Source organism: Avibacterium sp. 21-594 (genome assembly GCF_026226815.1).
Classification (GTDB): Bacteria; Pseudomonadota; Gammaproteobacteria; order Enterobacterales; family Pasteurellaceae; genus Avibacterium; species Avibacterium avium.
In genome coordinates, this window is the sequence record NZ_JAKKOC010000001.1 from 1527594 (window position 1) to 1548300 (window position 20707).

General features: G+C 41.5%; 18 protein-coding genes and 2 rRNA genes. 6 read left to right on the top strand and 14 right to left on the bottom strand.

The window, feature by feature from the left end; translation table 11 throughout:
- Nucleotides 1–25 precede the first annotated feature (25 nt).
- Nucleotides 26–1234: an IS256 family transposase gene (locus L5B76_RS07225; protein WP_013745008.1), complete on the top strand. Its 1209-nt coding sequence runs from the start codon at nucleotides 26–28 to the stop codon at nucleotides 1232–1234.
- A 50-nt stretch (nucleotides 1235–1284) separates the two neighbouring features.
- Here the strand turns inward: L5B76_RS07225 and L5B76_RS07230 are convergent, their stop codons facing one another.
- Genes L5B76_RS07230 through L5B76_RS07255 form a run of 6 tightly spaced genes read right to left on the bottom strand, consistent with a single transcriptional unit; the run spans nucleotide 1285 to nucleotide 6202 of the window.
- Nucleotides 1285–1551, bottom strand: a complete 267-nt coding sequence (locus tag L5B76_RS07230; protein ID WP_265754853.1) for a YkgJ family cysteine cluster protein — start codon at nucleotides 1549–1551, stop codon at nucleotides 1285–1287.
- 43 nt (nucleotides 1552–1594) lie between these two features.
- On the bottom strand, nucleotides 1595–2629 hold the full coding sequence (locus L5B76_RS07235) for a hypothetical protein (protein ID WP_265754854.1): 1035 nt from the start codon (nucleotides 2627–2629) through the stop codon (nucleotides 1595–1597).
- A gap of 18 nt (nucleotides 2630–2647) precedes the next feature.
- The gene (locus tag L5B76_RS07240; protein WP_265754855.1) at nucleotides 2648–3391 is read right to left on the bottom strand and encodes a hypothetical protein; all 744 of its coding nucleotides are present in this window, start codon (nucleotides 3389–3391) and stop codon (nucleotides 2648–2650) included.
- 9 nt (nucleotides 3392–3400) lie between these two features.
- On the bottom strand, nucleotides 3401–4921 hold the full coding sequence (locus tag L5B76_RS07245) for a hypothetical protein (RefSeq protein ID WP_265754856.1): 1521 nt from the start codon (nucleotides 4919–4921) through the stop codon (nucleotides 3401–3403).
- Nucleotides 4922–4940: 19 nt separating this feature from the next.
- Complete coding sequence (locus tag L5B76_RS07250) at nucleotides 4941–5276, bottom strand: hypothetical protein (RefSeq protein ID WP_265754857.1); 336 nt, start codon at nucleotides 5274–5276, stop codon at nucleotides 4941–4943.
- 11 nt (nucleotides 5277–5287) lie between these two features.
- Nucleotides 5288–6202: a helix-turn-helix transcriptional regulator gene (locus tag L5B76_RS07255; protein WP_265754858.1), complete on the bottom strand. Its 915-nt coding sequence runs from the start codon at nucleotides 6200–6202 to the stop codon at nucleotides 5288–5290.
- Between the two features lie 215 nt (nucleotides 6203–6417).
- Here L5B76_RS07255 and L5B76_RS07260 point away from each other — a divergent pair, with 215 nt between their 5' ends.
- A complete protein-coding gene (locus L5B76_RS07260) occupies nucleotides 6418–6768 on the top strand; it encodes a helix-turn-helix domain-containing protein (RefSeq protein ID WP_126371639.1) in 351 nt (116 codons plus the stop codon).
- A 46-nt stretch (nucleotides 6769–6814) separates the two neighbouring features.
- On the opposite strand, the gene tldD is transcribed toward L5B76_RS07260, so the two are convergent.
- From tldD to rng, 4 genes are all read right to left on the bottom strand, one after another.
- Nucleotides 6815–8263, bottom strand: coding sequence for a metalloprotease TldD (tldD, locus tag L5B76_RS07265; RefSeq protein WP_265754860.1), 1449 nt, complete (start codon nucleotides 8261–8263; stop codon nucleotides 6815–6817).
- A 70-nt stretch (nucleotides 8264–8333) separates the two neighbouring features.
- A complete protein-coding gene (locus tag L5B76_RS07270) occupies nucleotides 8334–8687 on the bottom strand; it encodes a type II toxin-antitoxin system PemK/MazF family toxin (RefSeq protein WP_265754861.1) in 354 nt (117 codons plus the stop codon).
- Nucleotide 8688: 1 nt separating this feature from the next.
- Nucleotides 8689–8961: an AbrB/MazE/SpoVT family DNA-binding domain-containing protein gene (locus tag L5B76_RS07275; RefSeq protein WP_126371645.1), complete on the bottom strand. Its 273-nt coding sequence runs from the start codon at nucleotides 8959–8961 to the stop codon at nucleotides 8689–8691.
- A gap of 195 nt (nucleotides 8962–9156) precedes the next feature.
- Nucleotides 9157–10632 (bottom strand): ribonuclease G, encoded by a 1476-nt coding sequence (rng, locus tag L5B76_RS07280; RefSeq protein ID WP_265754863.1) that lies wholly within the window; start codon nucleotides 10630–10632, stop codon nucleotides 9157–9159.
- A 138-nt stretch (nucleotides 10633–10770) separates the two neighbouring features.
- Here rng and cmoB point away from each other — a divergent pair, with 138 nt between their 5' ends.
- Nucleotides 10771–11736, top strand: a complete 966-nt coding sequence (cmoB, locus tag L5B76_RS07285) for a tRNA 5-methoxyuridine(34)/uridine 5-oxyacetic acid(34) synthase CmoB (protein ID WP_265755539.1) — start codon at nucleotides 10771–10773, stop codon at nucleotides 11734–11736.
- 81 nt (nucleotides 11737–11817) lie between these two features.
- Here cmoB and L5B76_RS07290 read toward each other — a convergent pair whose 3' ends face one another.
- Complete coding sequence (locus L5B76_RS07290; RefSeq protein ID WP_265754865.1) at nucleotides 11818–14088, bottom strand: NADP-dependent malic enzyme; 2271 nt, start codon at nucleotides 14086–14088, stop codon at nucleotides 11818–11820.
- Between the two features lie 252 nt (nucleotides 14089–14340).
- Here L5B76_RS07290 and rsuA point away from each other — a divergent pair, with 252 nt between their 5' ends.
- The gene (rsuA, locus tag L5B76_RS07295) at nucleotides 14341–15036 is read left to right on the top strand and encodes a 16S rRNA pseudouridine(516) synthase RsuA (protein WP_265754866.1); all 696 of its coding nucleotides are present in this window, start codon (nucleotides 14341–14343) and stop codon (nucleotides 15034–15036) included.
- 7 nt (nucleotides 15037–15043) lie between these two features.
- Nucleotides 15044–16240 (top strand): Bcr/CflA family multidrug efflux MFS transporter, encoded by a 1197-nt coding sequence (locus tag L5B76_RS07300; RefSeq protein ID WP_265755540.1) that lies wholly within the window; start codon nucleotides 15044–15046, stop codon nucleotides 16238–16240.
- Here the strand turns inward: L5B76_RS07300 and cueR are convergent.
- Nucleotides 16235–16633: a Cu(I)-responsive transcriptional regulator gene (gene cueR / locus L5B76_RS07305; protein ID WP_115249244.1), complete on the bottom strand. Its 399-nt coding sequence runs from the start codon at nucleotides 16631–16633 to the stop codon at nucleotides 16235–16237. The two genes, L5B76_RS07300 and cueR, sit on opposite strands and share 6 nt — an antisense overlap.
- Before the next feature lie 200 nt (nucleotides 16634–16833).
- Here cueR and L5B76_RS07310 point away from each other — a divergent pair, with 200 nt between their 5' ends.
- Nucleotides 16834–17073, top strand: a complete 240-nt coding sequence (locus L5B76_RS07310) for a hypothetical protein (protein ID WP_265754867.1) — start codon at nucleotides 16834–16836, stop codon at nucleotides 17071–17073.
- Between the two features lie 216 nt (nucleotides 17074–17289).
- Here L5B76_RS07310 and rrf read toward each other — a convergent pair.
- A 5S ribosomal RNA gene (gene rrf / locus L5B76_RS07315) occupies nucleotides 17290–17405 on the bottom strand.
- Nucleotides 17406–17548: 143 nt separating this feature from the next.
- Nucleotides 17549–20548: ribosomal RNA gene (locus L5B76_RS07320) — 23S ribosomal RNA — on the bottom strand.
- Nucleotides 20549–20707 lie beyond the last annotated feature (159 nt).

A 20707-nucleotide genomic window follows, 5' to 3' on the forward strand; every position in this document is an offset into this window, starting at 1 on the left:
ATACATTAGATACAGGTATTTTATTATGAACGAAAAACAACTCCACGCCTTGGCAGCAGAATTTGCCAAACACCTCAAAACGCCGGAAGACCTTAATCAGTTTTCTCGAATGCTCAAAAAAATCACGGTCGAAGCAGCCCTAAACGCGGAACTGACTGACCACCTTGGTTATGAAAAACATCAGCCACGAAAAGGCAAAAATGCGCGTAACGGCTATACGTCCAAAACTGTGATGTGTGATGAGGGTGAAATGGAAATTGATACCCCTCGTGACCGTGAGGGCACCTTTGAACCGCAGCTTATCAAGAAAAACCAAACCCGAATTACCGGAATGGACGAGCAGATTATCGCCTTATATGCCAAAGGCTTAAGCAATCAAGAAATCGTCGAAATGTTCAAAGAACTCTATGATGCTGATGTGTCAACGAGCTTGATTTCTCGCGTGACAGATTCGGTTAAAGAGCGCGTCTTGGAATGGCAAAATCGCCCGCTTGATGCGGTGTATCCGATTGTTTATTTGGATTGCATCGTGGTCAAAGTGCGTCAAGACGGGCGGATTATCAACAAGTCCGTCTTTGTGGCGTTGGGTGTGAATTTGGAGGGGCATAAAGAATTACTCGGACTCTGGATTGCCGAAAACGAAGGCGCGAAGTTCTGGGCAAACGTGCTAACAGAGCTGCAAAATCGCGGTTTAAAAGACATTTTAATTGCGTGTGTGGACGGTTTAAAAGGCTTTCCTGACGCCATTAATGCCGTTTATCCCCAAACCAAGATTCAGCTTTGCATTGTGCATTTGGTGCGTAATAGTTTGAAATATGTGTCATGGAAAGATTACAAGGCGGTGACTGCGGATTTAAAACAGGTGTATCAAGCCCCGACGGAGATGCAAGCACGCGAGAATTTGACCGCACTTTCGCAAAAATGGCAGGAAAAATACCCGCTTGTAGCGAGAGGTTGGGAGGAGAATTGGGCGAATATCGCGACATTTTTTGATTATCCGTCGGATATTCGCAAAGCGATTTATACCACCAATGCGGTGGAGTCACTCAATAGCGTGATTCGGCGAGTCATTAAAAAACGCAATGTATTCCCGACGGATGAGTCGGTGTTCAAGGTAATATGGCTGGCGATGAAAGATGCGTCAAAGAAATGGACAATGCCGATTCAAAACTGGAAACAGGCAATGAATCGTTTTATGATTGATTTTGGTGATCGCCTCGACGATCACCGTTAAGTTGAAATGGGTGTTTACACAGAATTTGGGATAGGGTCAATATTTTACATTTACTCTTTCTGTAATATTTCACAAACTTCAATATTTAAACGAACAAACTCTTCCCAAGAATATTGTTCAGAAAGATGTGCTAAATAATAATCTTTTACTCTACAAATTAAGGGACGATCATTATAAATATTACACAGCCTTGTATTTTGATCAAAGTTCATACAAATTCCATCACCTCGATCTAAAAACTTTGTTTGCTCATTCAAACCAATTCTCTCACAGCACTTGCCGCAAGAGGAACAAGGAAAATCAGATAATTTAGCCATATCAGATATATACCACCTGAGTAATATACTCAGGCGGCCTTTCTTATTTACTTAAAGTAAATGTTTCTCCTCCATCAAAGTCTTGCTTAACAGTGCTAAGAATACTTCTTAAACTAGTCTCACTATCACCTAATAAATTTCCATCTTTATCTAAAATAGGTGTATCAATCACTGCTTTAATCAATTGCATAATTTTTACATTTTTCATAACTGTAAATTTAGCATCTTGATTATAAGATGAATAATCAATACCTTGATCTTCAATGACTAATTTTAATTCATTTAAAGCTCGACGAGATTTGGCTCTTAATTTAGAGAGAATATCAATAGATAATTTTGCGACATTAGAAATCCCTTCCGTCAGTGTTATTGTTGTTTTCGCGTCCGCTGCGAATTGCTTAGCGACTTCAAGATTACTATAGGCCTCATTTAGTTTTTTCTCTGCCTGCGCGCCCATATACCAGCCAGCAATAGCCAACGCAGGACCTGCGGCTAATGCCCCAAGAGTCATTGCTCCACCAGCCATACCAAGTCCACCAGTCGCAACACTTCCACCGCCCAGCCAAGCTAAGGTAGCATTTGTAGCTGCCGCACCACTTAATGAACTTATCGCAGTTCCTGTACTTGCAGCGGCAAATGTCATAGTACCACTATATGCACCAAATGCTGTTAATGCACCAGCTACCGCACCTGTTCCTGCCCCTAACCCCGAAGAAACAATAAAAGATACTTGTTTCTCCATTTCTTGTAATGTGGTATGGCTGAATTCTTTAAGATTTAAATTTCCCAAATCCCCCTCATGAGCAAAATCAACATTTTTAATTTGCTCAAACGTTTCTAAAAAATGTTTTACATTATTTGATAATGTATCAGCTTTTCTCTGGCCTAATTCTGTCAAAGTTTTTTCACATCCAATTCTTACCTCATTCATTCTGACCTCAAACCATTTTACAATGCTTTCTGCTGAATCATTAAGCTCTCCAGCTTTATTATTATCACGAATTGCTTTGTAACCTTTATAAGCTCCAAGCAATCCAGATCCAACACCAATACCTACAGCGATTAATGGAACTGCCATTTTCTATTCTCCTATTGTTTATTCATTAATTAAATCTGAAGCTTCTTTTTGAACTTTATAGATGACCTTGACCAAATCCTTAAATTCTTCAAGGTATTCAGCATCTATATCAAATAATTTTGCAATCTCTTGGATTAGCAAAAATTCTTTTTCATCTAAGTTATTGTTAGACAACCCCATTCCAATTAACTCAAAAATAATAATTTTCTTGTCTTTTTCTGTTAATCTAGAAATACATGCTCGTTCTTTCACTAAATATTCTAATACTTGAAGAAAAACCTGCATTTTTATCTCTGCAAGCTCAAGTATAAGATTTTCCATTACATTTTTATCTAATGATAATAGATCAATCCCTTCACCAACAAGTTTATTGAGAATATCTTGTTTTATATTAGAATTATTTTTATATTCATCTAAGATCTTTTCTTTACCCTTATTAAAAAGAGACTTCAAAGTTTCTTCTTCGCGCCCAAGATAATTATAATATCTTCCTTTTTTGGATAAAATATCATATAAAAAATCATGAAAATCATCTGACTCATCTACATGATATGATAATTCTTTAGTGTACTCTTCCAAACGAATGAGTTCTAAATCATCTATAAACGTTGCATAAGGACTAATATAATCTTTACGTCCCTTCATATTATCAGCTACTTGTTTTGCCATGGATTGTTTATTTCCTTCAATCATTGCAACCATCGCTGCTAATTCTAAAAAAAGCGTTCTTGCGCCTTGATCAGATAATTGATTTAAAAACATTTTTCTCTCCTAAATTATTAGAGGTTTATCAGAAAGCATTGCCGAATCCAGCTCTGCTATATTACGAATAGTAAGTTGTTTTCCTAATACTTCAGCAAAACGATTAATACCATCGCAATAATCATCAGCAGAAATATTAGAATCATTCAATATAGAAAATAATGATTTACTTTCTTTATTTAATTGAATTAGTTTTGTTGTAAACAATTGATTTAAGCGTTGTTGATAATTTCTAGCTAAGCGAATAGAAGCCTCACACTGAATTTCCAACATTAATCTTCGTTTAGCGGAAAGTTTGGCATCTTGTAATGCTGCAAAATACCCCTGATAAAAAGTACCTGCCAAAGCACTACCTACCATTCCACCGATTAGTCCGCCTAAAACAGGAATTGGTATTGCCATCTGCCCTAAGACCGTAAACATAGATGCAGAAAGCATACTTGAAACAGTTAATCCCATTTCTTGCATAAGTTCAGATTGAGAAATTTCATCATTAATAAACTTATTGACTGATTTCCCCGTACTAATACAAGCAGAAATAATCATTGCTGGTAATCCTGTTTTGCTCAGACTACGCAATGCTGTATGTTGTGATTGCTGCATCAATGATTTAATTGTTGAACCAGCAAATCCTGTTGCATAACCAACACCCGTTGCTTTTAATGTATCTAACGATACATCTGTTAGCGCGTCCGAAAATTCTTTATCTCCAGAATAAACAGAAACAATGTTACTAATTAAAGAAATTCCTCCTCCTATAGCTGCCCCAAATTTAGCTCCTTCTATTCCAGCTCTATGGCTAATTGCTGCAATATTCTTTGCTGTCTCCCAAGTAGGATTTAAACGAAGTGCAATAGCTTCATCTGTAGTTAATCCAGAATCTGCTATTTTTCCTTCTAACTGACTATAATTTTTAGCTTGACTTTCAAGCTTTGCTGCTCTCTCTAGATCTCCCTTCTGTCTAAGTTTTTTAGCTTGTTCTGTAAGCTTTTTAGCCTCTTGTCGGCAAGTCTCTTTCATTTTTTCAACTTGCTCAGTAGGAACTTCTAACTTATCTACTCCCATATAGCGTGAATAATCATTTTTCCCCCCACCTTCACCACAAGCTATTCTCTTTAGTAACTTATCTGTATCCGTAACAAATTTCATTTGAGAAGTAGAAATTTCCTTACCGTCCAGTAATTCAACAATATCTACCACATTATGATTTTTGCCATAACTTGAAATATCTTCACTTCTACTAAATCTATTTGCTTTTCCTTCAATAATTGCTTCGGCATTTTTTCGACTTACACTATCAATTTCAGCTGAAAAGCCTGCTTGCTGTTTTATATTGTTTCCAGCATATTCAGAAATATCTAGTAAGCTACGGTCAAATTTCTGCCCGGTTTCATAATCAATTCCTCTCAAGCCTTTAAGAAATTCAGCCCCAGCGGAACCATATCTTGATACAGTTTCAGCAGTGGCACCTGCGATCGTATTCTTCTCTAAATTTTCCCAAGACAAATTATCTTTATTTTTGGAGCTCATAACATTCCCCTTAATCTTCTTATTTCTTATAACTTACATTGATTCGACTATTCATAAAGTCTCTACCAATTTCAAAATCTGGGTTGTAGGTAGCGATATTATGAATTGCAATACCAATAGCAGTCGCAGTACCAATTAATGTTCCTATACCAGAAAATATGGCTGCCCCAATTCCTGCAGCACGGTTTTCCGTATAGACTCGGCAAGTAAAGCCATTCATTTCGATTAAATATTCAATACGATCAATATCTCGCATAAAATCTTCTGTTTTTACTGAAAAACTTACTTTATTTTGAATTAAATTATTCAATGTTTGGCTATCTAATGTTTCCAACTTTACTGAAGTCAGCTTCATTTGTATTGCTCCTATTTACTTTCCATCTTACTCAAATACTGTACCAAGTTATTTTGCAATTCTCCCTGCAAGTTTTGCGGGCTGATAATAGAGAGATGTGGAATCCAATATTGCACAATGGGCAGAATATCTAGGGGATTGGCATTTTCTGAAGCCAATAACAATTCACCGTTTTCTAACTTGTGTAATAGCTTTTGATTTGGTAATAAATTACGGCGTAAGAAAAATGGTGCTGCAAAGGCGGAAATCTGAATCACGACCTCTGTTATCACATTGCCGTGAGAAAGCGAATCGCTGTTTTTAATTTGCTCAATAAACTGTTGATTAGGAATAAAATGCTCGGCTAGTACTTCCAGCTGGCTAATTTGGGTAAAACAAAAGGTTTTTTGTTTATCATTTTGATTGTTATCCGTACCAACCAGATACCAAATGCCATTTTTATTTGTGAGTAAATAAGGGGAAATCTGATAAAAACTGTTTTGATTCGTTGATAACTTTTTATATTTGAAAGAGATTTTTTTACTTTCGTGAATGGCTTGATTAAGTAAATCAAACTGAGCTTTCAGATGTGAAATATCTTCATATTGAAAGCCTTTCACTTGCACAGATTGTGTGAGTTTTTCTTGGTAAAAAGCTTTATCAACACTTGGGAAAAGGTTGGAGATACTTGCAAAAAGGGCAAAGCGTTGAATATCTTCTTCCGTTAAAATATCTAACTTTTGGCGGTTTAATTTATAAAATCTTGGGCCAAGTTCTTCCCAAGGGAGGAAATCTAATCGCTCATTAATATCACGCTGTAAAGTGCGGATAGAAACTTCAAAACGTTCTGCCAGTTGATTAATATCAACACGCTTTCCCATATTGAGATCAACAAGCAAAGCACTGATACGTTGAGCTAACTGATTGGTTCTACTACTTTTTGTCATAACTTAGAAATCGGTTTGGTTATTGATTGAAAGCTATTGTAAATAAGTTTTAAGTAAGACTTACGTCAGGTTGTGTCGAGCTAAAAATTTTTTTATTTTTTTGTAAATTATTTTTCCGCCCCAAAATTAGACTTTTAACATCTAGTATAAGTATATTGTGCTATTTATGAATAGAAGTCAATATCTATTATTTCTCTCTTTTAAGGGAGAAAATAATGCTGGATAAGAATAAGCAGCTACTACTCAATGTAGGACAAGCCATAGCAAAATACCGCCAAGCAGTAGGATTGACTCAAGCGCAGTTGGCAGAAATTTTGGAAATTAGTAATGATGCTGTTTCTCGAATGGAGCGTGGGAAATCAGTTCCAAATATTTTACGTTTATTAGAATTATCTGAAATATTTCACTGTGAAATTGCAGATTTATTAACAAATAGTAGTAATCGTTCTATGGATCAAGCCAGACAATTAGAACAGTTATTAAAAGGATTAGATGGCTATGAACGCGCTGAACTACTTAATTTAGTAGAGCGAATGTTGAAATGGAAAGCGCATAAAGAAGAATAAAAAAATAGCCTCTAAAAATAGAGGCTAATTACTTTGAAAAATATGACTAACTCGTCCCACCTACCGTAATTTCTTCAATCTTCAATGCAGGCTGGCCAACGCCAACGGGTACGCTTTGGCCTTCTTTGCCGCATACGCCGATGCCGTGGTCGATTTCTACGCTGTCGGCCACCATTGAGATGTTTTGCATCACCTCAATACCGCTGCCGATAAGGGTTGCGCCTTTGACTGGTTTGGTGATTTTGCCATTTTCGATTAAATAGGCTTCAGAGGTTGAGAACACGAATTTGCCTGAAGTAATGTCCACTTGGCCGCCACCAAAGTGCGGTGCAAAAATGCCACGATCTACAGAAGCAATCAAATCGTCAAATTTACTTTTTCCTTCAAGCATATAAGTATTGGTCATCCTTGGCATTGGCAAATGGGCATAACTTTCACGGCGGCCATTGCCCGTAGGCGCAACGCCCATTAAGCGCGCATTCATTTTGTCTTGCATATAGCCTTGCAAAATACCGTCTTTAATCAATACGTTACATTGGCTTGGCACGCCTTCATCATCAATGGTGAGCGAGCCGCGGCGATTTGGCAATGTGCCATCATCAACAATGGTGCAAAGCGGTGAAGTTACCAGCTCCCCCACTTTGCCCGTAAATAAGGAACTTTCTTTACGATTGAAATCCCCTTCTAAGCCGTGTCCGACCGCTTCGTGTAATAGCACGCCCGGCCAGCCTGCACCAAGCACAACAGGCATTAATCCAGCAGGTGCTGGGATCGCATTAAGATTCACCAAAGCTTGTCGCACCGCTTCTTTTGCGAACGCCACTGCGCGCATTTCGCCATTGTCTATCTCAAAGAACCAATCTAATCCAAAGCGTCCGCCGCAGCCTGCGCCACCACGCTCACGCTTGCCATCTTCTTCCACCAAGACTGAAATAGACAAGCGCACTAAAGGACGAATATCCGCAGCTAATGTGCCATCAGTGGCAGCAATCAGCACTTCTTCATAAATTGCACTTAAACTAGCAGAAACCTTGGTAACACGCGGATCAGCCGAACGCGCGGTGCGATCCACCAAATGCAATAATTCAATTTTCTTTTCTTTACTGAGGCTTTCCAGTGGATTAATCGCCGCATAGCGTTGAACCGCAGAAACTGGTGTGAACGGCTGTGGTAAAATAAAACTTTGCTGCGTAGGCTGCGCAATGCCTTTCACTGCATTGGCACATTGCTGCAGACTCGCCAAGTTAATTTGATCCGCATAAGCAAAGCCGGTTCTCTCACCACTCACCGCACGCACGCCCACACCGCGATCAATATGAAAACCGCCTTCTTTAATAATACCGTCTTCTAACACCCAACTTTCATCTTGGCTAAGCTGGAAATATAAATCCGCATAATCAATATTGCGGTGATCCATTAGGTTAAACACATTCATTAAATCTTGCGTTGCCAACTGACTCGGCGCAAGTAGGGATTGGGTTACTTTATTTAGCATTGTTTTCTCGTTTTAATCATCATTAAAAATAAAAAAGCTGTTAGTCAAGCTAACAGCTTAAACCATAATATTAATCTCTGAGTATGGATTCCACAATATCTTGAACTTCTGACACAATATAATCTGGTGCAGATTCTAATTTCTTCGCATCTCGATGTCTAAAATCAATGGTTCTTGTTTGATAAGCTAGAATAATACCTTGCGTTTTACAGCCTGTACCGCTTAAGGTAACAGCAAAGCCATTTTCTCTTGCCATTTCAGCGTTACCTTGTGTAATCGGCGCAATTTTCATAAAACCCAATTGATGAAAAGCACGACTACTCAGCACTAACGCAGGTCTGCGTTCTCCTTGAATTTCTTTTCCAACCGTCGGATTTAAACACACCGAGATAATATCACCACGATCAAAGGGCGATTTTACCATATTAAACTTCGCCTCCCACGGGTTCAATAGAATCCCATTCATCGCAAGTAGGCAACGTTTTATGCGATGTCATTGCGATACGTTCCGCAAGGCTTAATCTTTTTTTCTTTACCTTGCTTGGATTGGGTAGCACAACAACTTTAATAGTTTGTTCATCAACTTGCGCAAATTCCAACATATCTCCCGCATTTAAATTCATTGCAGCAGCAAAATCCTTTGGCAAACGCACGGCTTTACTATTTCCCCACTGTTTGATTTCAACTTTGATGTTCATTGCTTTACTCACTTTCACAAAATAGTTAATGTATCATCAAATGATACATTGATAATTTACGCTAATTTATCAAATCGTGCAAGAAAGGAATACTGATTCCGCAGGGCTTATAGCAAAAAATTCATAAAAAAAGACCGCACTTTGATCTGCCTTAATCTATCTTGCAAACAAAGTGCGGTGCTTTTTGGTGAAGTTTTACATTACTACCACGTCAAACTGTTCTTGGTGGTAATACACTTCGGTTTTTATTTGAATTTGTTTGCCAACGAATACTTCTAATTCTGCCACGAGTCCGTGGCTTTCTTCGTTGATCAAATAATCCGCCACGGCTCTTGAAGCATACACCACAAATTTTTCGCTGTCGAAAAGGTGATGTACGCGGATAATTTCACGCATAATTTCGTAGCAAATGGTTTCTACGGTTTTCACCCGTCCACGTCCGCTACATTCTGGGCATTCATCACATAAAACGTGTTCTAAACTTTCGCGAGTGCGTTTGCGTGTCATTTCCACCAAACCGAGCTGAGTAAAGCCGTTCACACTGGTTTTTACACGATCTTTTGCCAGTGCTTCTTGTAAGGATTCCAGCACGCGGGTTTGATGCTCTTCTTTTTGCATATCAATAAAATCAATGATGATAATACCGCCAAGATTGCGTAACTGAAGCTGTTGAGCGATGGCTTTGGTGGCTTCAATATTGGTATTGAAAATGGTTTCTTCAAGGTTACGATGCCCCACGAATGCGCCGGTATTAATGTCAATAGTGGTCATTGCTTCCGTTTGTTCGATAATGAGATAACCGCCCGATTTGAGATTAACACGCTTGTCCAAAGCAGTATGAATAGCATTTTCCACACCATAGACATCAAATAAGGGCTGTTTCCCAGAATGAAGCACTAATTTGTTGGTTAAACTTGGGATAAACTCTTCGGTAAATTGTTTCACTTCCTCAAAGCAAAGGTGGGAATCGATGCGGATTTTTTCTAAACTAACGCCAATAAAATCACGCAAAATTCGTTGCGGAAGTGCAAGTTCACCATAAAGCATTGAACGTGTTGGATATTTTGCTCGGCGCTCCATTACCTTGCGCCATAAGCGTTTTAAAAATTCGGCATCTTGCAGCAGATCTTCTTCTCGCGCCCCTTCCGCCGCCGTACGAATAATAAAGCCGCCTAATTCATCGCAAAACGGTAATACCAGATCTTTTAAGCGCGCACGTTCTTCTTCGCTTTCAATCCGTTGCGACACGCCAACGTGGCTGTTTTCTGGCATAAACACGAGATAGCGAGAAGGCAGGGTAATGTCTGTGGTCAGCCTTGCGCCTTTCGTGCCAAGGGGATCTTTCACCACTTGCACCACAATATCTTGCCCTTCACGCACCAGCTCCGCAATGTCTTTGACGATGAACTGTTTTTTCTCGTTTTCATCGACACATTCTGTATGCGAAACAATGTCAGAAGCGTGCAAAAATGCTGCTTTTTCCAAGCCTATATCCACAAAAGCCGATTGCATTCCGGGCAGCACGCGCGTTACTCGCCCTTTATAAATATTGCCAACAATGCCGCGTTTGGCTTGGCGTTCGATATGCACTTCTTTCAAAATCCCTGTATCCACAAGGGCTATGCGGGTTTCACTTGGGGTAACATTAACTAATAATTCTACGGTTTCCATACTTACTATTAAATTGATTACGCTGTTGGCTAGTCTAACCAAAAGGCGCATAGAATAATAGTAGCAAATCAGGTAAAATGTGACCTTTCTCAAACTTTATCGCTTCCTTTGGAAGCTTAACACCTGATGACAATAAAAATGATTGATTTTCGCCCTTTTTATCAACAAATCGCAACAAGCCCGCTCTCTGCTTGGTTGGAAACCTTACCCGCACAACTCAAACAATGGGAAAAACACGTACACGGTGATTATGCGAAATGGGCAAAAATTGTGGATTTTCTGCCTGATTTGCACGCCAATCAGATTAATTTAAAAAGTGCGGTGCAATCTGAGGGCGATTTTGAACTCAGCACAGGCGAGCGTCAGCGTATTATTTATCATCTCAAGCAATTAATGCCTTGGCGCAAAGGGCCTTATCATCTTTATGGCATTCATATTGATTGCGAATGGCGTTCTGATTTCAAATGGGATCGTGTGCTTCCACACCTTGCCCCACTCAAAGATCGCGTGATTTTAGATGTAGGCTGCGGCAGTGGCTATCATATGTGGAGAATGGTGGGCGAAGGGGCAAAAATGGTAGTGGGTATTGATCCTACTGAATTATTTTTATGCCAATTTGAAACGGTGCGTAAATTGCTAAATAATGACCGCCGCGCCAATTTAATCCCCCTTGGCATTGAGCAAATGCAGCCTTTAGGCGTGTTTGATACCGTGTTTTCAATGGGTGTGTTATATCATCGCAAATCGCCTTTTGAACATTTTGCACAATTGAAAAATCAGCTAAAAGCTGGCGGTGAATTGGTGCTTGAAACCTTAGTCATTGATGGCGATGAAAACACCGTGCTTGTGCCGCAAGATCGCTACGCCAAAATGAAAAACGTGTATTTTATCCCTTCAGTCAAGGCCTTAATTTTATGGCTAGAAAAAAGCGGATTCCACAATGTGCGCTGTGTAGATGTGGCGGTAACCAGCCTTGAAGAACAACGTAAAACCGAATGGCTAGAAAATGAGAGCTTGATTGATTTTCTTGATCCAAACGATCATAGCAAAACCATTGAAGGCTACCCTGCGCCAAAAAGAGCGGTGATTTTGGCGGAGAAATAATTAGAAAAAACACCGCACTTTTCCAGTTATAAATAAAAATGGGGGCAAAATTATCTGCCCCCATTTCATTTATCCTTGTATTTACACTTCTTGTTGTGCTTTCACTGCGGCAACTGCCACCATATTGATAATACGGCGAACAGAAGACGCTGAGGTTAAAATATGCGCGGTTTTATTCACGCCCATTAAGATTGGCCCAATGGTGATTGGCGTTGCGGTGCCTTGTAGCAAGTTAAGGCTGATACGCGCCGCTTCCATTGTTGGCATAATTAGCAAGTTTGCCGCGCCTTTTAACGGACTATCTGGCATCACTTCGTTGCGTAAACTTTCGGAAAGGGCAATGTCGCAGTGCATTTCACCGTCAATGATTAATTCTGGCGCTTTTTCACGCACAAGTTTTAACACTTCACGCATTTTTACTGCATTTTCATCATTGAAACTACCATAGTTAGAATGAGAAACCAGCGCCACTTGTGGTTCGATACCAAAACGGCGAACTTCTGCCGCAGACATTAAGGTGATTTCCGCTAATTCTTCTGCCGTTGGATTTGGATTAACGAACGTATCGGCGATAAACAAGTTGCCCGTTGGTAGCACCAAACCATTTACAGTAGCAGGAATTGCGCCTGCTTTCACACCAGTGAAATCTTTGATTGCACCTAAGTGAGAAGCATAAGGCCCAACCAATCCGCAGAGCATAGCATCGGCTTTGCCAAGTTCTAACAACACTGTGCCAAGTGCGGTCGGATTATGCAACATTTTGCGTTTTGCACCTGATGGCGTCATTCCTTGGCGTTTTAATTTGTCGTGATAACGTTGCCAGCATTCGTCATAGTAAGGATTGTTTTCGATGTCGATAATGTCAAAATCACGCCCTACTTCAAGATGCAAGCCAAGTTTTTTGATTTTCTCGGCGATGATATGCGTGCGTCCCAATAGCACGGGCTGGGCAATGCCCAAGGTGGCGATTTCTTGCACCGCGTGCAGTACGCGAGTTTCTTCGCCGTCTGTTAGCAAGACACGTTTTTTGTCTTGTTTTGCTTGGGCAAATACCGGCTTCATAAATAAATTCGTTTTGTAAACGAATTGAGTGAGTTTTTCTAAATAGGCATCAAAATCTTCAATCGGACGGGTTGCCACGCCGCTATCCATCGCCGCTTTCGCGACCGCTGGGGCTATTTTCACAATAAGACGCGGATCGAACGGTTTTGGAATTAAGTAATCCGGCCCAAAAGAAATTTCCGCGCCACCATAGGCAGAAGTAACCACTTCGCTTTGCTCTGCCAAGGCGAGATCCGCAATGGCGTACACCGCGGCTAATTTCATTTCTTCATTAATGGTGGTGGCGCTCACATCTAATGCACCACGGAAAATGAATGGGAAACAAAGCACGTTATTTACTTGGTTTGGATAGTCTGAACGGCCTGTACAAACAATCGCATCAGGGCGAACTTCTTTAGCAAGTGGCGGTAAAATTTCAGGTTCTGGGTTAGCCAAGGCAAGAATTAGCGGATTTGGCGCCATCACTTTAACCATTTCTTGGGTTAATGCGCCCGCCGCGGAACAGCCAAGGAAAATATCACAATTCGGCATTGCATCTGCCAAGGTGCGCGTGCCGTTGTCTTCAATGGCGTAAAGCTTTTTGGTTTCGTCCATTCGTTCATCACGGCCTTTGAAAATTACGCCTTTGGAATCGCACACGGTGATGTGTTCTTTTTTCATTCCAAGAGAAACCAACAAGTTCAAGCAAGCAATAGAAGCTGCACCTGCACCCGATGCCACTAATTTTACGTCTTCAATTTTTTTATTCACAATGCGTAAACCGTTGATCACCGCAGCGGCTGAAATAATGGCTGTGCCGTGCTGATCATCGTGGAATACAGGAATATTCATTCGCTCACGCAATTTTTGTTCAATGTAAAAACACTCTGGGGCTTTGATGTCTTCCAGATTAATGCCGCCGAAAGTTGGCTCAAGTGCGGCGATAATTTCTACTAATTTATCAGGATCTTTTTCATCAATTTCAATATCAAACACATCTACGCCCGCGAACTTTTTAAATAGCACGCCTTTCCCTTCCATTACTGGTTTTCCTGCTAAGGCGCCAATATTGCCTAAACCTAGCACCGCGGTTCCATTAGAAATTACCGCAACAAGATTGCCGCGAGCCGTGTATTTATAAGCGTTGGCAGGATCTTTCTCAATTTCTAAACAAGGCTCTGCCACTCCTGGGGAATAAGCTAAAGCAAGATCACGCTGTGTGGCGAGAGATTTGGTTGGGGTAACTTCAATTTTTCCCGGCTTTGGAAATTCGTGGAAATCAAGCGCCGCTTGGCGTAATTGTGCGTCCATAAAACAGTCCTTATAACAATTTGAAAAGGTTGTGAGAATAATTCAACGCCCTATTATAGGCGAAAAAATCAGAAAATCTGTGATTTACAACACATTATTTACAATTCATTCACAAAATCAACCGCACTTTTGTTTTCGGTGTAGCTAGGCGCTTCTCACCAAGAGAAGCACTCTTGATTTTGGAACAGACCCTAGGGTTTTATGCCGAGATGTTGTACAATATTTCGTTTTTATAAACGAGAAAATCACGCAATGAGATTAGATAAATTTTTAGCCGAGCAAACAGGATTAACGCGCTCTCAAGCCAATAAAGCCCTACGCCAAAGTGCGGTGCAAATTAATGGAAAAATTGAGAAAAGCGGCGCAACCAAAGTGAGTGCGGAAGATGAGATTTACTTTGATGGCGAACGCCTTACTTGGTTTGAAGCGGGGCATTATATTATGCTGAATAAACCGCAAGGCTATGTTTGTTCCAATGATGACGGTGATTATCCAACAATTTATCAATTCTTTGATTATCCCCTTGCCGGCAAATTGCACAGTGCAGGGCGCTTAGATGTGGATACCACAGGGCTGGTGTTGCTCACCGATGATGGACAGTGGTCCCATCGCATCACTTCACCAAAACATCATTGCGAGAAAACCTATTTGGTTACCCTTGCCGATCCTGTAGAAAATCATTATCAACAAGCCTGCGCCGAAGGCATTTTATTGCGTGGTGAAAAACACCCTACCAAACCAGCCAAACTTGAAATTATTGATGATTACAATGTGAATCTCACCCTAAGTGAAGGGCGTTATCATCAAGTAAAACGAATGTTTGCCGCCTTAGGCAACAAAGTGATTGGGCTGCACCGTTGGAAAATTGGCGATGTAGTGCTAGATGATCAATTAGAAGAAGGGGAATACCGCCCTTTAAGCGCAGAAGAATTAAACGCATTAAAATAAGGATAGCATTTTGAGCGAAAAAACGATTCATAAACCCAGCTTTATTTTCATTTTGACCCTTGGGCTACTTTCAATGTTGCCGCCGCTTGGGGTGGATATGTATTTGCCTGCCTTTTTGCGAATGTCGCAAGATTTGCACGTTAGCCCTGAGCAAATTCAGCATACCCTAACCTTTTTCGCTTACGGTATGGCTGCAGGACAGCTTTTCTGGGGACCTGTGGGCGATAGCTATGGGCGTAAACCCATTATTCTGCTAGGCGTGATTGTCAGTGCCATTACCGCGTTAATTCTCACGACAATCAATCAAATTGGTAGTTTTACCGTGCTACGCTTTATGCAAGGCTTTTTTGGCGCTGCGCCCGTGGTTTTAGTGGGCGCATTGTTACGCGATCTGTTCAGTAAAAATGAACTTTCACGCACAATGTCCACAATCACCCTTGTGTTTATGGTAGCTCCACTGGTTGCACCAATTATTGGTGGCTATTTGGTAACTTATTTCCATTGGCACTCGATCTTTTATGTGATTGCGGTAATGGGCGCGTTGAGTACCTTGCTGGTGTTTTTCATCATTCCTGAAACCCATAAAAAAGAAAACCGCATTCCTTTACGCTTAAACATTGTAGTGCGCAATTTCGTCAATTTATGGCAGAAAAAAGAAGTGCTGGGTTATATGTTTATGAGCGCCTTTGGCTTTGGTGGCTTGTTTGCATTCTTAACTGCGGGATCGATTGTGTATATCGGTATCTATGGCATTGCGGAGCAAAACTTTGGTTATTTCTTTATGCTGAATATTAGCGTGATGACCTTAGGTTCGTTTTTAAATGGACGCTTGGTAACCAAAGTCGGCGCAGAAAAAATGCTGCAAACAGGTTTGATCATTCAATTTCTTGCGGCGATTTGGTTATTATTAGTGGTGTTTTTCGATCTTGGCTTTTGGTCAATGGCCATTGGCGTAGCACTGTTTGTTGGGCAGAATTCGCTCATTAGCTCAAATGCAATGGCATCTATTTTAGAAAAATTCCCTGCAATGGCTGGCACAGCGAATTCAATGGTGGGCAGTGTGCGTTTCGGCACGGGCGCTTGTGTAGGATCGCTTGTTGCATTAATGAAAATTAACAGCGCCGCGCCAATGCTTTTAACGATGGTCGGCTGCTCATTTTTAGCGGTCAGCTGCTATTATTTCTTAACCTACAAACGCCTATAATTTCGTTTTTTCCGTTAGCCCTGAAAGAATAGAACAATCAGGGCTATCATTCCCTTGGCAAGAACAATGCCAGCGCTGCAACAAATCCAACATTTCTTGTAAGCTCGCAATCTTATCTTTTAGCTCCGTAATATGTTGTTCTGTAATGGCTTTTACTTCGCGACTGGTGCGATTCGGATCGCTATTTAACCTTAACAATTCGCGAATTTGTTGCAATGAAAATCCCACTTTACGCGCGTTACTAATAAAGCGCAGCTGGCTTAAATCCTGCTCAGAATAAAAGCGATAACCCGATAAAGTGCGTTGCGCCTCTGGCAACAATCCTGCCTTTTCATAATCCCTAATTTGCTTGGCGGATAAACCTACTTTCTCGGCTGCTTGGCTGATGTTCATAATATTCTTTTCTCATAACAAAAACGTTTGATTATGATAACACGAATATTAAGCTAGAAAAGTGCGGTGAATTTTGGCTAGATTTTTCAAAGAACATTTCTTTTTTCGTAATAACTAATATATGTATTAATATCTATTGCCTTGTAATTCACTAGGCAATACAATCAATTTAATGATATCTGTGAATAAAGGAAAGAAAAATGCTAGCTGATTTCATCTTATTTTGGACAAAAATCTTTTTTGGCATATTAATTGCATTAAGTTCACTCTTTCTATTATTTACAATTGATATGAAATACATTCTTGCTTTCTTTGGCATTTTTGTGTTTTCGTTTGTGATTCGCTTGATTATGGTATTCGCTCAAACAAAGAAACATTATGCAGAATTAGAAAAAATAAAGCAGGAACAAGCACGTGTAAAATACGTCATCATCAAGTAAAAAACAATTTTTTGAAATAAGCTTGCATTATGATGGCAAGCTTTTTTATCGGGAGAAATTTTAAGTTAATCTCTCCGCTACACAAAACAAAAGATGGTTGGATGCAAAAATTTGGTACATTCTGGTCTAATAAAACTTTAGTAATTAATTTTAATAATTACCAAAAATAAAAAAACGCCACTGAGTTCCCTCAATGGCGTTCTTCTTTTATTCAAAACCTGGCGGTGTCCTACTCTCACATGGGGATGCCCCACACTACCATCGGCGTTACAGCGTTTCACTTCTAAGTTCGGCATGGAATTAGGTGGGTCCACTGCACTAACGCCGCCAAGATAATTCTTTGTATTCTTTAGATTCTTTACTTTATTTCTCTTAGTCGATAACTTCTCTTATTTCTATGCCATTATCCGACTAAGTGTCTTTATTCTTACTCTTTCTTTCCAATCAAAAACAAGCCAAAACCCTTGAGTGTTGTATAGTTAAGCCTCTCGGGCAATTAGTACTGGTTAGCTCAACGACTCACATCGCTTACACACCCAGCCTATCTACGTCTTAGTCTCAAACAACCCTTACCAACTTAAAGTCGGGGAGAACTCATCTTAAGGCAAGTTTCGTGCTTAGATGCTTTCAGCACTTATCTCTTCCGCATTTAGCTACCCAGCAGTGCCTCTGGCGAGACAACTGGTACACCAGTGATGCGTCCACTCCGGTCCTCTCGTACTAGGAGCAGCCCCTCTCAATTCTCCAACGCCCACGGCAGATAGGGACCGAACTGTCTCACGACGTTCTAAACCCAGCTCGCGTACCACTTTAAATGGCGAACAGCCATACCCTTGGGACCTACTTCAGCCCCAGGATGTGATGAGCCGACATCGAGGTGCCAAACACCGCCGTCGATATGAACTCTTGGGCGGTATCAGCCTGTTATCCCCGGAGTACCTTTTATCCGTTGAGCGATGGCCCTTCCATTCAGAACCACCGGATCACTATGACCTGCTTTCGCACCTGCTCGACTTGTCTGTCTCGCAGTTAAGCTTGCTTATACCATTGCACTAACCTGACGATGTCCGACCGTCATTAGCAAACCTTCGTGCTCCTCCGTTACGCTTTGGGAGGAGACCGCCCCAGTCAAACTACCCACCAGACACTGTCCGAACACCCGTTTCAGGCGCTTCGTTAGAACATCAAACGTTAAAGGGTGGTATTTCAACAACGACTCCACGATAACTGGCGTTACCGCTTCATAGTCTCCCACCTATCCTACACATCAAAATTCAAGGTTCAGTGTCAAGCTATAGTAAAGGTTCACGGGGTCTTTCCGTCTAGCCGCGGGTACACCGCATCTTCACGGCGATTTCAATTTCACTGAGTCTCGGGTGGAGACAGCCTGGCCATCATTATGCCATTCGTGCAGGTCGGAACTTACCCGACAAGGAATTTCGCTACCTTAGGACCGTTATAGTTACGGCCGCCGTTTACTGGGGCTTCGATCAGGAGCTTCTCTTTCGATTACACCATCAATTAACCTTCCAGCACCGGGCAGGCATCACACCCTATACGTCCACTTTCGTGTTTGCAGAGTGCTGTGTTTTTAATAAACAGTTGCAGCCAGCTGGTATCTTCGACTGGTTCATGCTCCATCCGTAAAGAACTTCACACTACGCCAGCGCACCTTCTCCCGAAGTTACGGTGCTATTTTGCCTAGTTCCTTCACCCGAGTTCTCTCAAGCGCCTGAGTATTCTCTACCTGACCACCTGTGTCGGTTTTCAGTACGGTTTAGATAAACCTGAAGCTTAGTGGCTTTTCCTGGAAGTGTGGTATCAATTACTTCAGCACCTTAGTGCCTCGTCATCATCTCTCAGTGTTTACAGTGAACCGGATTTGCCTAGTCCACCCACCTACCAACTTAAACGTACATCTCCAACAGTACGCTAACCTAACCTACTCCGTCCCCACATCGCAGTTTATCCAAGTACGGGAATATTAACCCGTTTCCCATCGACTACGCTTTTCAGCCTCGCCTTAGGGGCCGACTCACCCTGCCCCGATTAACGTTGGACAGGACCCTTGGTCTTCCGGCGAACGGGTTTTTCACCCGTTTTATCGTTACTTATGTCAGCATTCGCACTTGTGATACGTCCAGCAATCCTCTCAAATCACCTTCTTCCGCTTACACAACGCTCCCCTACCCAACAGGCGTATCACTAATATCCCTCTTCGATTTTTTGCCATTACACTCAACGTGTTTTTCGCTTTACCCACTTGCTTCGCAAGTGGTTAATCGTTAAGGCGTATTAGTGATACGCCTGATGCCGCAGCTTCGGTACTATATTTTAGCCCCGTTACATCTTCCGCGCAGGCCGACTCGACTAGTGAGCTATTACGCTTTCTTTAAATGGTGGCTGCTTCTAAGCCAACATCCTAGCTGTCTAAGCCTTCCCACTTCGTTTCCCACTTAATATAGATTTTGGGACCTTAGCTGGCGGTCTGGGTTGTTTCCCTCTCCACGACGGACGTTAGCACCCGCCGTGTGTCTCCTGAGTATCACTCTTCGGTATTCGGAGTTTGCATCGGTTTGGTAACCCGGGATGGGCCCCTAGCCGAAACAGTGCTCTACCCCCAAAGGTGTCCACTCAAGGCTCTACCTAAATAGATTTCGGGGAGAACCAGCTATCTCCCGGTTTGATTGGCCTTTCACCCCCAGCCACAAGTCATCCGCTAATTTTTCAACATTAGTCGGTTCGGTCCTCCAGTTAGTGTTACCCAACCTTCAACCTGCCCATGGCTAGATCACCGGGTTTCGGGTCTATACCTTGCAACTCAACGCCCAGTTAAGACTCGGTTTCCCTTCGGCTCCCTTATTCAGTTAACCTCGCTACAAAATATAAGTCGCTGACCCATTATACAAAAGGTACGCAGTCACCCTTTCGGGCTCCCACTGCTTGTACGTACAGGGTTTCAGGTTCTATTTCACTCCCCTCACCGGGGTTCTTTTCGCCTTTCCTTCACAGTACTGGTTCACTATCGGTCAATCAGGAGTATTTAGCCTTGGAGGATGGTCCCCCCATCTTCAAACAGGATTCCTCGTGTCCCGCCCTACTTGTCGTAAGCTTAGTACTACACGCAATTTTTTAGATACGGGGCTATCACCCTGTGTCGCTTAGCTTCCCAGCTAATTCTCCTAAATCACATGCTATCACTCACTGGCTACTCCGCTTTCGCTCGCCGCTACTCACAGAATCTCGGTTGATTTCTTTTCCTCGGGGTACTTAGATGTTTCAGTTCTCCCGGTTCGCCTTGTTTACCTATTTTATTCAGTAAACAATGATAGGTTCTTCACCTATCGGGTTTCCCCATTCGGACATCGTGGGTTAAACGCTTCTTATCAACTCACCCACGCTTTTCGCAGATTAGCACGTCCTTCATCGCCTCTGATTGCCAAGGCATCCGCCCTGTACGCTTTCTCACTTAACTATACAACCTCAAGGATTTTTCTCCCTGAAGTGTCTTCATTCTCGTTGAGAACGCTTACTTGCTTTTGTTCAAGTAAGTCTTTTACTCAGACTAATTCAATTTAATAAGAAAATGGCTCTATCACGATGACCACTCCCTCATCAGCTTGAAAGTCTCTTC

Bases quoted from the DNA above. Each gene is read 5' to 3' on its own strand.
- L5B76_RS07225 (WP_013745008.1), top strand. From the start codon at position 26: ATGAACGAAAAACAACTCCACGCCTTGGCAGCAGAATTTGCCAAACAC.
- L5B76_RS07270 (WP_265754861.1), bottom strand. From the start codon at position 8,687: ATGGTAAAATCGCCCTTTGATCGTGGTGATATTATCTCGGTGTGTTTA.
- L5B76_RS07290 (WP_265754865.1), bottom strand. From the start codon at position 14,088: ATGGACGCACAATTACGCCAAGCGGCGCTTGATTTCCACGAATTTCCA.
- cueR (WP_115249244.1), bottom strand. From the start codon at position 16,633: ATGAACATCAGCCAAGCAGCCGAGAAAGTAGGTTTATCCGCCAAGCAA.
- L5B76_RS07230 (WP_265754853.1), bottom strand. From the start codon at position 1,551: ATGGCTAAATTATCTGATTTTCCTTGTTCCTCTTGCGGCAAGTGCTGT.
- L5B76_RS07235 (WP_265754854.1), bottom strand. From the start codon at position 2,629: ATGGCAGTTCCATTAATCGCTGTAGGTATTGGTGTTGGATCTGGATTG.
- L5B76_RS07275 (WP_126371645.1), bottom strand. From the start codon at position 8,961: ATGAACATCAAAGTTGAAATCAAACAGTGGGGAAATAGTAAAGCCGTG.
- L5B76_RS07245 (WP_265754856.1), bottom strand. From the start codon at position 4,921: ATGAGCTCCAAAAATAAAGATAATTTGTCTTGGGAAAATTTAGAGAAG.
- tldD (WP_265754860.1), bottom strand. From the start codon at position 8,263: ATGCTAAATAAAGTAACCCAATCCCTACTTGCGCCGAGTCAGTTGGCA.
- rsuA (WP_265754866.1), top strand. From the start codon at position 14,341: ATGAGATTAGATAAATTTTTAGCCGAGCAAACAGGATTAACGCGCTCT.
- L5B76_RS07260 (WP_126371639.1), top strand. From the start codon at position 6,418: ATGCTGGATAAGAATAAGCAGCTACTACTCAATGTAGGACAAGCCATA.
- L5B76_RS07250 (WP_265754857.1), bottom strand. From the start codon at position 5,276: ATGAAGCTGACTTCAGTAAAGTTGGAAACATTAGATAGCCAAACATTG.
- cmoB (WP_265755539.1), top strand. From the start codon at position 10,771: ATGATTGATTTTCGCCCTTTTTATCAACAAATCGCAACAAGCCCGCTC.
- L5B76_RS07240 (WP_265754855.1), bottom strand. From the start codon at position 3,391: ATGTTTTTAAATCAATTATCTGATCAAGGCGCAAGAACGCTTTTTTTA.
- L5B76_RS07255 (WP_265754858.1), bottom strand. From the start codon at position 6,202: ATGACAAAAAGTAGTAGAACCAATCAGTTAGCTCAACGTATCAGTGCT.
- rng (WP_265754863.1), bottom strand. From the start codon at position 10,632: ATGGAAACCGTAGAATTATTAGTTAATGTTACCCCAAGTGAAACCCGC.
- L5B76_RS07310 (WP_265754867.1), top strand. From the start codon at position 16,834: ATGCTAGCTGATTTCATCTTATTTTGGACAAAAATCTTTTTTGGCATA.